16 protein-coding genes are annotated in these 13,033 nt (G+C 40.1%); 3 read left to right on the forward strand and 13 right to left on the reverse strand.

Annotated features, from left to right (window positions below; translation table 11 throughout):
• Nucleotides 1–43: 43 nt before the first annotated feature.
• Complete coding sequence (locus tag ABD769_RS21455; protein ID WP_344853407.1) at nucleotides 44–574, reverse strand: DUF7935 family protein; 531 nt, start codon at nucleotides 572–574, stop codon at nucleotides 44–46.
• Between the two features lie 92 nt (nucleotides 575–666).
• Between ABD769_RS21455 and ABD769_RS21460 the strand changes: the two genes are divergently transcribed.
• Together ABD769_RS21460 and ABD769_RS21465 are read left to right on the forward strand one after the other, a co-directional pair.
• Nucleotides 667–1,020, forward strand: coding sequence for a HesB/IscA family protein (locus tag ABD769_RS21460; RefSeq protein WP_113950214.1), 354 nt, complete (start codon nucleotides 667–669; stop codon nucleotides 1,018–1,020).
• A 159-nt stretch (nucleotides 1,021–1,179) separates the two neighbouring features.
• Nucleotides 1,180–2,409, forward strand: coding sequence for an ABC transporter permease (locus tag ABD769_RS21465; protein WP_344853408.1), 1,230 nt, complete (start codon nucleotides 1,180–1,182; stop codon nucleotides 2,407–2,409).
• 197 nt (nucleotides 2,410–2,606) lie between these two features.
• Here the strand turns inward: ABD769_RS21465 and ABD769_RS21470 are convergent, their stop codons facing one another.
• The 5 genes from ABD769_RS21470 to ABD769_RS21490 are packed head-to-tail and all read right to left on the reverse strand — an operon-like array spanning nucleotide 2,607 to nucleotide 7,321.
• Complete coding sequence (locus ABD769_RS21470; protein WP_344853409.1) at nucleotides 2,607–3,344, reverse strand: tyrosine-protein phosphatase; 738 nt, start codon at nucleotides 3,342–3,344, stop codon at nucleotides 2,607–2,609.
• A 17-nt stretch (nucleotides 3,345–3,361) separates the two neighbouring features.
• Complete coding sequence (locus tag ABD769_RS21475) at nucleotides 3,362–3,919, reverse strand: hypothetical protein (protein ID WP_344853410.1); 558 nt, start codon at nucleotides 3,917–3,919, stop codon at nucleotides 3,362–3,364.
• A complete protein-coding gene (gene galE, locus ABD769_RS21480) occupies nucleotides 3,920–4,942 on the reverse strand; it encodes a UDP-glucose 4-epimerase GalE (protein ID WP_344853411.1) in 1,023 nt (340 codons plus the stop codon).
• Between the two features lies 1 nt (nucleotide 4,943).
• Nucleotides 4,944–5,963, reverse strand: coding sequence for a UDP-glucuronic acid decarboxylase family protein (locus ABD769_RS21485; RefSeq protein ID WP_344853412.1), 1,020 nt, complete (start codon nucleotides 5,961–5,963; stop codon nucleotides 4,944–4,946).
• A gap of 44 nt (nucleotides 5,964–6,007) precedes the next feature.
• Entirely contained in the window at nucleotides 6,008–7,321 is a 1,314-nt protein-coding gene (locus tag ABD769_RS21490; protein WP_344853413.1) for a UDP-glucose dehydrogenase family protein, read from the reverse strand.
• Nucleotides 7,322–7,457: 136 nt separating this feature from the next.
• Here ABD769_RS21490 and ABD769_RS21495 point away from each other — a divergent pair, with 136 nt between their 5' ends.
• Nucleotides 7,458–8,684, forward strand: coding sequence for a 3-deoxy-D-manno-octulosonic acid transferase (locus tag ABD769_RS21495; RefSeq protein WP_344853414.1), 1,227 nt, complete (start codon nucleotides 7,458–7,460; stop codon nucleotides 8,682–8,684).
• On the opposite strand, the gene ABD769_RS21500 is transcribed toward ABD769_RS21495, so the two are convergent.
• From ABD769_RS21500 to ABD769_RS21530, 7 genes are all read right to left on the reverse strand, one after another.
• Complete coding sequence (locus ABD769_RS21500; protein WP_344853415.1) at nucleotides 8,662–9,168, reverse strand: gluconokinase; 507 nt, start codon at nucleotides 9,166–9,168, stop codon at nucleotides 8,662–8,664. The two genes, ABD769_RS21495 and ABD769_RS21500, sit on opposite strands and share 23 nt — an antisense overlap.
• 14 nt (nucleotides 9,169–9,182) lie before the next feature.
• On the reverse strand, nucleotides 9,183–10,193 hold the full coding sequence (gene hemH, locus ABD769_RS21505) for a ferrochelatase (protein ID WP_344853416.1): 1,011 nt from the start codon (nucleotides 10,191–10,193) through the stop codon (nucleotides 9,183–9,185).
• Nucleotides 10,194–10,300: 107 nt separating this feature from the next.
• A complete protein-coding gene (locus ABD769_RS21510) occupies nucleotides 10,301–10,648 on the reverse strand; it encodes a hypothetical protein (RefSeq protein WP_344853417.1) in 348 nt (115 codons plus the stop codon).
• 208 nt (nucleotides 10,649–10,856) lie between these two features.
• Nucleotides 10,857–11,531, reverse strand: a complete 675-nt coding sequence (locus tag ABD769_RS21515) for a fatty acid desaturase (RefSeq protein ID WP_344853418.1) — start codon at nucleotides 11,529–11,531, stop codon at nucleotides 10,857–10,859.
• 158 nt (nucleotides 11,532–11,689) lie between these two features.
• A complete protein-coding gene (locus tag ABD769_RS21520) occupies nucleotides 11,690–12,541 on the reverse strand; it encodes a 4-hydroxy-3-methylbut-2-enyl diphosphate reductase (protein WP_344853419.1) in 852 nt (283 codons plus the stop codon).
• A gap of 16 nt (nucleotides 12,542–12,557) precedes the next feature.
• Nucleotides 12,558–12,740 (reverse strand): type II toxin-antitoxin system YoeB family toxin, encoded by a 183-nt coding sequence (locus tag ABD769_RS21525; RefSeq protein WP_344853537.1) that lies wholly within the window; start codon nucleotides 12,738–12,740, stop codon nucleotides 12,558–12,560.
• Nucleotides 12,741–12,819: 79 nt separating this feature from the next.
• Nucleotides 12,820–13,026, reverse strand: a complete 207-nt coding sequence (locus ABD769_RS21530) for a DUF2683 family protein (protein ID WP_344853420.1) — start codon at nucleotides 13,024–13,026, stop codon at nucleotides 12,820–12,822.
• Nucleotides 13,027–13,033 lie beyond the last annotated feature (7 nt).

Raw genomic sequence — 13,033 nt, forward strand, 5'->3', positions numbered from 1 at the left:
ATTTAAACAATTAACCAGTTAACCTTTCTTAAAACAATTAACCCTAAAATAGCCTATGGATATCCTTCTTAATTAACTCAATGGTTAAATCGTATGGGTTTTCATTTATACTGGCCATGTGCTGTAAAATGGCTTTACTCAGTTCAATTCCGTTTGCATCAGCAGGTAAACCCTGCACCGCGTTATTGATCATCGCGATGGTATCGTCTTTTAATTTACGCACTACATTCCAGGTTACGCTATCTAGATATAACTGCTGGGTAACGTTATGCTGATACTCTGAACGAACCTCATTTAAGATGCCTGCCTGTAAAACAGCGATGCTGATGCCCTGCTGGTGTAAACGTACAAGCAGGTTTGGCGGGTTAATGCGATCGATAAATATAATTAAACGCTCGTGCGCCTGCAACCTTAAAGGTAAAATTTGCGCCCTGCTTTCTTTATTCAGTTCGATGGTTTTGAGATCGAAAAAACGTTGAATATCGCGCTTTAAAATATAATAAACGGCCATTAGCGCCGCGAAAATGCCTGCAAATAAGATCACTACATCAATTAAAATCTGTTGGGTATTCATAAGTATTGTTTAAATACGGTAATATTAACGGACCGTTAAAAGCAAAAATGTGCATTATTATTTATATTTGTAACAGATAAAATTTAAATAACATGAGCACAACAGTTGATACAGCATTTGCACCGGTTACTTTTTCGGAAGGAGCAGCTAAAGAGTTATATAAATTAAAGGATCAGCAGGAGATCGGTGAGGATTACGGATTACGCGTTGGCGTAGAGGGCGGTGGTTGCGCTGGTATGAACTACGTTTTAGGTTTCGACCAGAAAAAAGATGGCGACCAGGAATATTTCATTGACGGCATTAAAGTTTTCATGAACAAAGCACACCAGATGTACTTAATGGGCATGATGATCGACTGGCAGGATGGCTTAAACTCTCGTGGTTTTACCTTTGTTAACCCGAATGCAACCAGCACCTGTGGCTGTGGCACGAGTTTCTCGGCATAAATAAAATATTATTGTAACATATAGTGCGGTCCCCTTGTCTAAACATCGGGACTTTTTTTATTTTTACACATAAAGGTTTAAGGCAAAAGGTGTAGGGTGTAAGGTTTAATCCCATCTTCAATACTTGATACTCAATACTTGACTTGGTACTTAATATAAATGAATTACAGAGAAAACATCAGACTGGCATTAGAATCTATTAAAGCTAACCGCTTGCGTACCATGCTAACCGCTTTAATTATTGCCATCGGTTTAATGGCCTTAGTTGGGATTTTAACCACGCTTGATGCTGTAAAGAAAAGTATGACGGATGCTTTTAGTAGCATGGGTGCCAATTCATTCACGATCAGGAACCGGGGTACGGGAATCAGGATTGGAAATGGTAAAAGGCCAAAACCTTTCAAGGCGATCCGTTATGAGGATGCGGTGAAGTTTAAAGATAGCCTGAATACTCCGGCTACTGTTGCGGTAAGTGTTTTTGCCAGTGGTGGTTCTACCGTGAAATACGGCAGTTTAAAAACCAATCCCAATATCAATGTACAGGGGATTGATGAAAATGGCTTAGCCTCGCAGGGTTTAAATCTTTCACAGGGAAGAAATTTTAGTGTTTCTGAAATACAGTTGGGAAGCAATGTTTGTATTGTTGGTGGAGAAGTAGTTGAAAAACTATTCAAAGATGCCGACCCGTTGGATAAACTAATTAATGTTGGTAACAACCGTTTTAAAATTGTAGGCATACTGGAGAAAAAAGGATCGAGTATGGGATTTAGTGGCGATAGGGCTGTCTATGTTCCGTTGCTGAAAGCAAAACAGATTAACGCCAATGCCAATCCTTCTTATACGATAACGGTGATGGTTCCGAGCAATGAAATGCAGGAAAATATCATTGGTGAGTCGACCGCTTTGTTCAGGAATATCCGTAAGGTAAAGGTGAACGAAACCAATAACTTCGAAATCACAAAGAGTGATGCCATAGCCCAAACTTTATTCGAAAACCTGGCTTTTGTTGCCATTGGTGGTGTAGCGATTGGAATTATTACGTTAATCGGTGCTTCCATCGGCTTAATGAATATCATGCTGGTATCGGTAACGGAACGTACCCGCGAAATTGGGATCCGTAAGGCCATTGGTGCCAATCCAAAAGTAATCCGTCGTCAGTTTTTAATTGAGGCAGTAGTAATCTGTTTAATGGGTGGCGTATTTGGTATTTTCCTCGGGATTGTTTTAGGTAACCTGATTTCCCTTGCCATGGGTGGTTCATTCTTAATTCCATGGCTGTTTATTATCGGCGGCTTTGTGCTTTGCGTGCTGGTAGGCATCTTATCAGGATATTACCCAGCTAAAAAAGCTTCGAGACTGGATCCGGTAGAGGCGTTGAGGTACGAATAGGGAGGGGTTAATTGGTTCATTAGTCAATGGTCTATTAGTTAAGGTCCGGGATATGGCATAGTTCACAGGTTAATTGGTTGATAGTTCATGGTTGATAGCCTGGATGGGTATTCGGTTAAATTGAACGACAATGACCGTTAGGGCTATTGGCAATTTGCAAACCAATGAACTAATGGCAAATGAACAAATGAACACTTCTATAGCAATGCATTATTAAGCTGATGTTGCGTAAGCAACTGCTGCATTAAGGCTGTACTGAGGCTATCTTCCAAAGCGGTGGCATGTTTTAAGTGGTGCATATCGCTGCCCAAAAAATCGACCAGGTGGTTCTCTACCATTTCTTCCGCTGTTTTTTTCGCTCCAGAACCGTAATAACCGGTTAAAGCAATCGAATTTAACTGCAACAAACAGCCTGTTTCTCTGATCTGATGGTAACTTTCGAAAGAACTATAATAGTATGGATACCTTTCGGGATGGGCCAAAACCGGCTTATAACCAGCATCCTGTATAGTTTTAATAAAATCGGGCAGGTTTTGGGGCGGATTGATGTAAGACAATTCGAACAACAGGTAATTTTCTCCAAAAGTAAGCACTTCCTTTTGTCTGATTTTCTTTTCTAAAGTTTCATCCAGGTAATATTCTGCAGCCGCATCAACTGCTAAAGCAATTTCATTTTCTTCGAGGCCTTTTCTCAAAATATCCAATCCACGGTTAATCGTATCGGGCGTATTGCGGAAATAATCGGCCATAATGTGTGGCGTAGCAATCAGTTTCTGATAACCTAAAGCTTTAAACTTTTTGGCAAGCAGCAAGGCATCTTTAAGGTTTTGTGCGCCATCATCAATCCCCGGAATGATGTGCGAGTGCATATCGGTTTTAATACCGGAGAAATTAAATTCGGGCGCTATTTTTTTCTTTTTAAATAATCCGAACATAATGATGGGTTATAATTTTAACTGATCTCCTTTGGTAAATTACTGGCTTCGGCAGCACCTGCTAATTTAGAGGAATATATTTTGAGGAGCAGTTGATTCAGATCTTCACTTAAATCGAACTGCAGATCTTCGTGCAGTTTTTTGAATTTATTAATGGTTACCGCAACCGTTTTGATGTAGTATATACTAAAAAGCATCATAAAATCGCGGTAACCAAAAATTGATTTTTTATAATCAAAAGGAATAGCATTGAGGATAAACAGTTTCAGTTCTACCTCGCCAACAGGATCTTTGGTAACTTTATAAAAGTGGTTAACCGAAGTAATCATCTTTCTTACTTTCACCAATGCCTCTTTGGCATTTAGTTTTTTAAGTTCAGCAATCTGTTCATCCACATCGGCTTTAATCCTTTCTTTCCGGTCTTCCAGATCGGTTTCGTCCTCTAATAATTTATAATGAAGGTGTTCGGTAAGCACTTTATCTTTGGCCACCAAACGCAGCAACAGCTTGTCTTTTTCTTTAACAGACAGTTCTGTAATGGCGGTTTTTAAATCTTTGTGCTCAGATAACTTCATTTAAAAAGGGTTAGCCTTAATGTATTTTTCCCACTCCCAAGCCGAGCGCATCATTTCATTGATATCGAGATTGGCTTTCCAGCCCAGTTCGTTGTTCGATTTTTGCACATCGCCATAAATCTGAACAATATCTCCTGCCCTCCTCGGACCAATTTTATAATCCAGTTTCTCACCGTTCACTTTTTCGAAGGCAGCAATAATTTCTAAAACTGAAGATCCTTTACCGGTACCGATATTAAAAACATCGTAATTACCGTTAGGGTTTCCGTTTTCTAATTTTTTAATGGCAGCAACGTGCGCCTTTGCAAGGTCTACTACGTGGATATAATCGCGGATGGCCGAACCATCTGGTGTATTGTAATCATCACCATAAACCGTAATCGGGCCGCGTTTACCAATGGCCGACTGGGTAATAAAAGGAACCAGGTTTGCAGGCACACCATTTGGCAACTCGCCAATTAAAGCAGTTTCGTGTGCACCAACGGGGTTAAAGTAACGCAAAGCAATTACATTTAAATCAGGGGTTACCGCAGCGGTTTCAGCCAAAATTTCTTCGGCAATCTGTTTGGTATTGCCATAAGGCGATTCGGCTTTCTGTACAGGTGCAGCTTCGGTTACCGGCAAAGTTTCTGGCTGGCCATAAACGGTACATGATGAAGAAAACACGAAATTAATTTTCCTGTTAAACGAGGTCAACAGGTTAATTAAACTGTAGAAATTATTCCGATAGTATTTTAAAGGTTGTTCTACCGATTCGCCAACCGCTTTATAGGCAGCAAAATGAATAATTCCGTCGATATCGTTGTGGTTTTCTGCAAATTCCTGCACGGCTTTATCATCCTGAAGATCGATTTCATGAAAATCGAACCATTTGCCGGTGATGGCATGCAGCTGGGTTAAAATCTTGATATTCGAGTTAGAAAGGTTATCGATAATTACAACTTCGTATCCTGCGTTATGTAACTCTACAGCTGTGTGCGAACCAATATATCCTGTTCCACCAGTAACTAATATTTTTGCCATTTTAACGGTTAAATGTGGTAAAATCTTTATGTTCTATTTTCTCCAAAGCCTCTGCAGGCAATGATTTAAAATATTCGTATGTAATTTTTAATCCTTCTGCACGTCCGATTTTAGGTTCCCAGCCCAGTATCTCTCTTGCCTTTGTAATATCCGGCCGGCGTTGTTTCGGATCATCCTGGGGCAGCTCTTTGTACACAATTTTCTGTGTGGTACCCGTAAGTTTGATAATTTCTTCGCAAAACTGCCTGATGGTAATTTCATCCGGGTTACCAATGTTTACCGGCTGGGCATAATCGCTCATCAATAAACGGTAAATCCCTTCAATCAGGTCATCCACATAACAGAAAGAACGGGTCTGGCTGCCATCACCAAAGATAGTTAAATCTTCTCCTCTTAGCGCCTGCCCGATAAAGGCTGGTAAAACCCGACCGTCATTCAGGCGCATTCTTGGTCCGTAAGTATTAAAAATCCTCACAATCCTCGTTTCTACCCCATGGAAAGTGTGGTAAGCCATGGTAATCGCTTCCTGGAAACGTTTTGCTTCATCGTAAACACCACGCGGGCCAACAGGATTTACATTGCCCCAGTATTCTTCGGGCTGTGGATTAACACTTGGATCGCCATAAACTTCAGAAGTGGAAGCAATCAGCATCCTTGCTTTTTTACTGCGGGCCAAACCTAAGAGGTTATGCGTACCTAATGAACCTACTTTAAGGGTCTGGATCGGGATTTTAAGGTAATCGATCGGACTTGCAGGAGAAGCAAAATGTAAGATATAATCAAGTGTACCTGGAATGTGCACAAATTTGGAAACATCGTGGTTATAAAACTCGAAATTTTCCAGTTTGAACAGGTGTTCGATATTTGCCATATCACCCGTAATCAGGTTATCCATGCCGATAACGTGATAGCCTTCTTTTATAAAGCGGTCGCAAAGGTGCGACCCCAAAAAGCCAGCTGCACCTGTAATCAATATCCGACCCCTACTCCCCGAAGGGGTATTTGTATTTATCTCGTTCATTCTTCCTTCTGTTAAAGTTGGCTTACAACTCACCCGCTGTGGGGTTATGGGGTTAATAATTTTCTACCGATACTGTTATAATAATAGCCAAGATCGATCATTTTTTGCAGATCGTATAAATTCCGGCCATCAAAAACCACTTTATTTTTTAAGATGTGATCTATTTTATCAAAATCAGGGTTGCGGAACACCGACCATTCTGTTGCAATTAGCAGGGCGTCAGCACCTTCTAAAGCTTCGTACTGGTTTCTGGCATAATTTACCTGATCGCCGATTACACCTTTTACATTGCTCATCGCCTCCGGATCGAACACGGTAACCGTTGCGCCATTTTTAACCAGCGCATCGATAATATACAAAGCCGGTGCTTCGCGGATATCATCCGTTTCCGGTTTAAAAGCCAGTCCCCATAAAGCAAAATGCTTGCCTTTAATATCGCCTTTGTAATATTTAAGTACTTTATCAACCAGGATTGTTTTTTGTCTTTCGTTAACCTCCATTACCGATTTCAGAATCTGGAAATCGTAGGCATAATCATCAGATGATTTTACCAGCGCCTGCACATCTTTGGGGAAACATGAACCGCCATAACCTACACCCGGAAAAAGAAAACGTTTACCGATACGCTCATCAGAGCCAATTCCTTTTCTCACCGCATCAACATCGGCACCTACCAGTTCGCAAAGGTTGGCGATTTCGTTCATGAAGGTAATTTTGGTGGCCAGAAAAGAGTTTGCTGCATATTTGGTCAGCTCAGAGGAACGTTCATCCATAAAAAGGATCGGGTTTCCCTGGCGCACATAAGGTGCATACAACTCGGTCATTAATTTTTTAGCCTTTTCGCTTTTGGTACCTAAAACTACGCGGTCGGGTTTCATAAAGTCGTCAACCGCTACACCTTCCCTTAAAAACTCAGGGTTCGAAACCACATCCACCTCAACCGAAGTATTTTCGGCAAAAACAGCTTTTACCTTATCGGCAGTGCCTACCGGAACGGTTGATTTATTTACGATGACCTTATATTCGGTAATGAGTTTTGAAATATCTTTTGCAGCACCTAAAATGTAAGAAAGATCGGCTGCACCATCACCTCCCGGAGGCGTTGGCAAAGCCATAAAAATAATCTGTGCTTCTTTTACGGCATCAGCAAGGTTTGTGGTAAAGGTTAACCGTTCCTGCTCGATGTTCCTGTGGAACAAAAGATCTAAACCCGGTTCGTAAATCGGCACTTCGCCGGCCTGCATCTGTTTTACCTTTGCTTCGTTAATATCAACACAAATTACATCATTTCCTGTTTCGGCTAAACAGGTTCCGGTAACCAAACCTACATATCCGGTACCAATAACGGCTATCTTCATTCTGTTTTATTTTATTTTTAGCTGCTATGGAGCAATCATCGAAGCCTTTTATTCAGTTGAATATGAAGCAAAATCCAGATGGATCCATATATTTTTAAGCTTTTTAAATATATTCCTTTTATCTTGGCACGAAGATATGAAATTACTTTACATCATCGGAATCCGGGCCTATACTTTACTCATCAGGATATTCTCATTATTTAATCCTAAGGCTAAATTGTTTATAAACGGGCGCAAAAATATCTACAACTTAATAGCACAAAAAATTAATCCTGCCGAAAAGCATATCTGGTTCCATTTTGCATCATTGGGCGAATTTGAGCAGGGCAGGCCGGTTTTAGAAAAACTGAAAACGCTTTATCCCGACAAGAAAATTGTAGTTACTTTTTTCTCGCCTTCGGGATATGAAATCAGGAAAAACTATGCGTTGGCAGATGTATTTTACCTCCCGATGGATACCGCTGCAAATGCAAAACGTTTTATCACCAGTATTAATCCTGAAATGGCCATTTTTACCAAGTACGAATTCTGGCATTTTTATTTTACGGAATTGAAAAACCGCAATATTCCATTATATGTAATTTCGGGTATTTTTAGGGAAAGTCAGGCGTTTTTTAAATGGTACGGTGGTTTTTACCGCGATATTTTAAAGTCGGTTACTTATTTCTTTGTTCAGAATCAGGAAAGTGAAAATCTTTTAAAATCCATCGGTATAAATCATGTAACCATCAATGGCGATACGCGTTTCGACCGTGTTTACGAAAATGCGCAAACACCAAAGCAACTCCCCGTTATCGAAAATTTTATTGGCAATTCGCCAACCTTGATTTGCGGAAGTACCTGGCCGGAAGATGAAAAAATATTATCGGTTTTACCGGAAAAATATCCTGACTGGAAGTTTATTATCGCCCCACATGAGATTCATGAAGGCCATATCGAAAGCATAGAGAAACAGTTTTCAGTTAACAGTGTGCGGTTTTCAGTTTTCAGTTCTCAGCTCTCAAATCTGAAATCTCAAATCTTAATCATCGATAACATCGGCATGCTTTCTTCCCTGTATCAATATGGAAAAGTGGCCTATATTGGCGGCGGTTTCGGAACGGGTATCCATAATACTTTAGAGGCTGCAGCCTTTGGGTTACCGGTAATTTTCGGACCTAAATATGATAAATTTCAGGAGGCGAAAGATTTAATTGCCATTGGTGCAGCAAAGAGTATCAGCTCAACCGACGAATTAATCAATGCTTTTGAAAGTTTTGCGGAGGATAAAAATGCTGCTGACCTGGCCAGGAAATATGTAACAGATAAAAAAGGGGCAACCGGTCAGATAGTTTCGATGATTACGAAAGCAGACCGGCCTTAGCAATTTCTTCCACGATTTCAGGAATACTTTGATCGATGGATACCGTAAATACATCTGTTTCATCGGCCTGTGGTTCTTCAAGCGTTTCGAACTGGCTCTCCAGTAAACTGGAAGGCATGTACTGATGCGAACGCTTTGTAATCCGATCGTGGATCAGATCAAAACTTCCTTTTAAATATACAAAGCGGATGGACGCATTATCTTCCCGAAGCAGATCGCGGTATGATTTTTTTAATGCAGAACAGGCAATAATGCAGGTGGTACCGTGTGCGGCGTGCTCGCGACCAACTTTAGCAATCAGCTGTAACCAATCTAAACGGTCGGCATCTGTTAAAGGGATTCCGGCAGCCATTTTATCTACATTCCGTTGCGAATGCAGGTTATCGCCATCTATAAATTCGGCATTCATCTTTGGAGCTAAAGCCCTTCCGATAACCGTTTTACCACTTCCAGAAACGCCCATTAAAATGATAAAATTCGCCATTTCTAAATCTAAAATTATTTAACCATTCCGGCAAGTGCCTCAATAAACACCGGGCTATCGTTCAGGCTTTCTACCAGCTGAACATGTTCGCCACCCAATGCTTTAAATTCTTCGTGGTATTCTACAGTGATTTCGTAAAGGGTTTCCAAACAATCGGCCACAAAAGCCGGACTGAACACCAGCAAACGCTTTTTACCTTCGGCAGCTAGTTTCTTCAATACATCAGTAGTATATGGCTGTACCCAGGGCTCTTTACCTAAACGCGATTGGAAACAAACAGTATATTGATCTTTAGACAGGTTTAATTCTTTTGCAATTAACCTGGCTGTATCGTGCCCCTGGGCTGAATAGCAGAATTTATTGGTGTCGTTCAAAGTCTGGCAGCAATCGGCACTTTTTAAACAATAACTTCCGGTATGATCGCATTTTAATAACTGACGCTCAGGCAAACCATGGAAGCTGAACAATACATGATCATAGCTTGCTACATTGTGCTTTCTGGCATTTTCAGCAAAAACTTTAATCATCAAATCATTATCATGAAATGAATTTACAAACGATATCGGCGGAACGGTTGGCCATTTACTCACCAGCTCCATTACCAGTTGCATTACCGAACCGGTACTTGCTGAAGCATATTGCGGAAACATCGGAATCACCTGGATGCTTTCTACCAAACCTGCTTTTAAATTGGCAAGGGCCGATGCAATGGATGGACTTTGATAACGCATCGCCAGTTCTACATGGTAATCGTCGCCAAGCCTTTCCTGCAGCATTTTAGCCTGCAACCTGCTGTAGAACAACAACGGAGAACCGTTTTCATTCCAGATTTCTTTGTATAATTTAGCGGTTTTAGGGCTACGGAAAGGCACGATGATACCTTTTACCAACAAAGTCCTGTTTAACTTCGGAATATCAATTACCCTTTCGTCCATTAAAAACTGATCCAAGTATTTTTTAACGTCGGCAGTTGCCGGACTATCAGGTGTTCCTAAGTTTACCAGTAAAATTCCCTTTTTGCTCATTTAATACAATATATGTTACGTGGCGCAAATATCGCCTTTTTATTGTTTTTTACCTATGGTAAAAATGTGATAGAGAACATTTTTTAGTCAAAAAAACCTGTATTCAGTCACTTCCGAAGTTTTAATGGTACCAACACAAAGGAAACTCCGGAAGTTTTAGGGTAAATGTCTGTTGGTGGCATCTTACACAACGAATATACATGAAAGCTTCCTTCAGCAGGTGGCAACCAATCATGAGGGTCATGAAAGCTTCCTGCAATGTGCAGCGACAAATCATGAGTATCATAAAAGCCTCCTGCAGTACGCAGCGACAAACTATGAGGGTCATGAAAGCCTCCTGCACTGTGCAGCGATAAATCATGAGTAATCTCCGGATTGACACGGTTAAACTTCATTAACGCACCGTAAAAACAGGCTAAATCTTTTTCAACAGGAGAAAGAATTGATTGTATCATTAGAAAAGCAAATACAGAAACCCTGTTTAAGTATAGTCCTGCCTTGCCTGCAATCTTTTTGGGACCGGTAATACATTTTTAACATTTATGCCACAAAAAGGATTTTCGTACAGTCAGGTTTATGAACATGGTTTTGTGCAGGTTTCGAACGTTTTTAAACCTGAGAACAACTAAGTGAAGTCGCTCGTTATCATGCAGGAATATGAGTTTATTCTTTTGCTTTATAAAGCTGCCACCAGGGCATTGCCGGTTTTTGATGATGCTCTAAGTGGTACCCAAAAAAGTAGCAGGTAATAAAAGCAATAAAATGGTTTTTCGGTAAAGTGGTAGCATGGTATTCGTTATCGTGTTCACCTTTGTGTGGTAAATAGGTACCAAAATAGAACAACTGGAAAGTGCTTAATAATGATGGAAGAACCCAAAACAACAACAAATTTCGTTCATCTACCCAGATTTTGAGCACATTATAAGCCACAGCCATAATAATTAACTGGATTACCGTAACATAATTTAGCATAAAGCGGAAATACCATTTCCAAAAACCATGTGGTGCAAAATCAGGATCTTTTTCGGTATGTACATGGCGGTGATGCTGGTGATGTTTAGCATACAAACGATTATAAAAGAAACCTGCATACAAAAAAACAGCAAGGTAACCGATAAAATTATTTGCTTTTTTGTTTGGAGATATGGTGCCGTGCATGGCATCGTGCGCAGTGATAAACAAACCGGTGTAAAGATGCATCTGTACAAAAACCATCAGGTAAACCAGTGGATTGTTCCAGTTAAAATGCCAGTTTAACAGAAAAAAAAGAGAAATAAACCAGCAGGTAATTACGGTTAACGCAACCAGGATTCCGGTATGTGGGTTTATCTTTTTCAATTTATATTACTATATGACCGTCGTCTCGAGCGAAGTGCAACGAAGTCGAGAGATCTATGAAAGCAGATCTCTCTCCCGAATATTCGGGACGTTCCAGTCGAGATGACGATCCTAATATATAAATCTATCATTATTACTTATTCAGATTTTCTTACAATCTAATACTGCTCCAGCGCTGCCTTTACCTTCTCCATTAACCACATCGGTGTTGAAGTAGCTCCACAAATACCTACTTTATCATTTTCGTTAAACCAGGCCTGGTCCAGCTCTTCTACATTAGAAATGAAGTACGAATTGTCATTGTGTTTTTTACAAACATCGTAAAGTACCTTTCCGTTCGACGATTTTTTGCCCGAAACAAAAACGATACGATCGTAATGGCCTACAAAATCTTCAAGTTCCTCGTAACGGTTAGATACCTGTCTGCAAATGGTATCATTCGCTTTAACTTCGTAGCCACGGCTCAATAATTCATCTTTAATGTGGTAGAATTTATCTGTGCTTTTGGTGGTTTGGCTATATAAAGTGAATTTAGCAGGAAGCTCAACGTTATCTAATTCAGCTAAATCCTGAAAAACGATTGCCTTGCCATCTGTTTGCCCTTGCAAACCAATTACCTCGGCATGCCCATGTTTCCCAAAAATAAGCACCTGCTCGTCATCATCGTGCGAGTTTTTGATCCTGTTCTGCAGTTTCAGTACCACAGGGCAGGAAGCATCTATTAAAGTCAGGTTATTTTCTAAGGCCAGTTGATAAGTTGAAGGTGCCTCGCCATGCGCCCTGATTAACACTTTTTCATCACGCAGGTTTTTTAATACTTCGTGATCAATTATTTTTAATCCGCGGTTGGTTAAACGCTCTACCTCTTCATCATTATGCACAATATCGCCGAGGCAATATAAATAACCTTCGTTATCCAAAATATCTTCGGCCATTTCTATGGCATACACTACGCCAAAGCAGAAGCCTGATGATTTATCGATGTTAACCTGTAAATTTAAACTGCTCATTTATGTTTAGGATTAGTTATTTATCGTCATAATGTCCCTTTGCAGAAATTACAAATACTGTAATAATCTCTTCATCGATTCTATAGACTAACCTATCTTTTTTATTTATTTGTCCTGACCAATATCCAGAAAATCCGAATTTTAATTTTTCAGGCTTACCAACACCTGATGCCGGATGGATACTTAATTCTATAAAAATTGCCGGAGTTTTTTTATGGAAGCTTTATCGCCTGATTTAAGGATAGCCGCCAGTTGCGTTTTTGCCTGATCGGTAATATCTACAAAATACTTTCCCATATATTCTGAACATCTTTAACCCTTGTTAAACGTCCATTTTTTATATCCTCTTCTCCTTTAGCTATTTCATTTATAAATGCCTGACTGTAGCTTTTTTCTTTTTTAAAAGTTACGTTCAAGGCTTGTAACACGGCCTCAACTGCCAAAAGTTGCTTTTTAGTTTTAGGCTGTACGATTAGTGTTTCCATATTATAA

The sequence above is a fragment of the Pedobacter jeongneungensis genome, assembly GCF_039538295.1.
Lineage (GTDB): Bacteria > Bacteroidota > Bacteroidia > Sphingobacteriales > Sphingobacteriaceae > Pedobacter > Pedobacter jeongneungensis.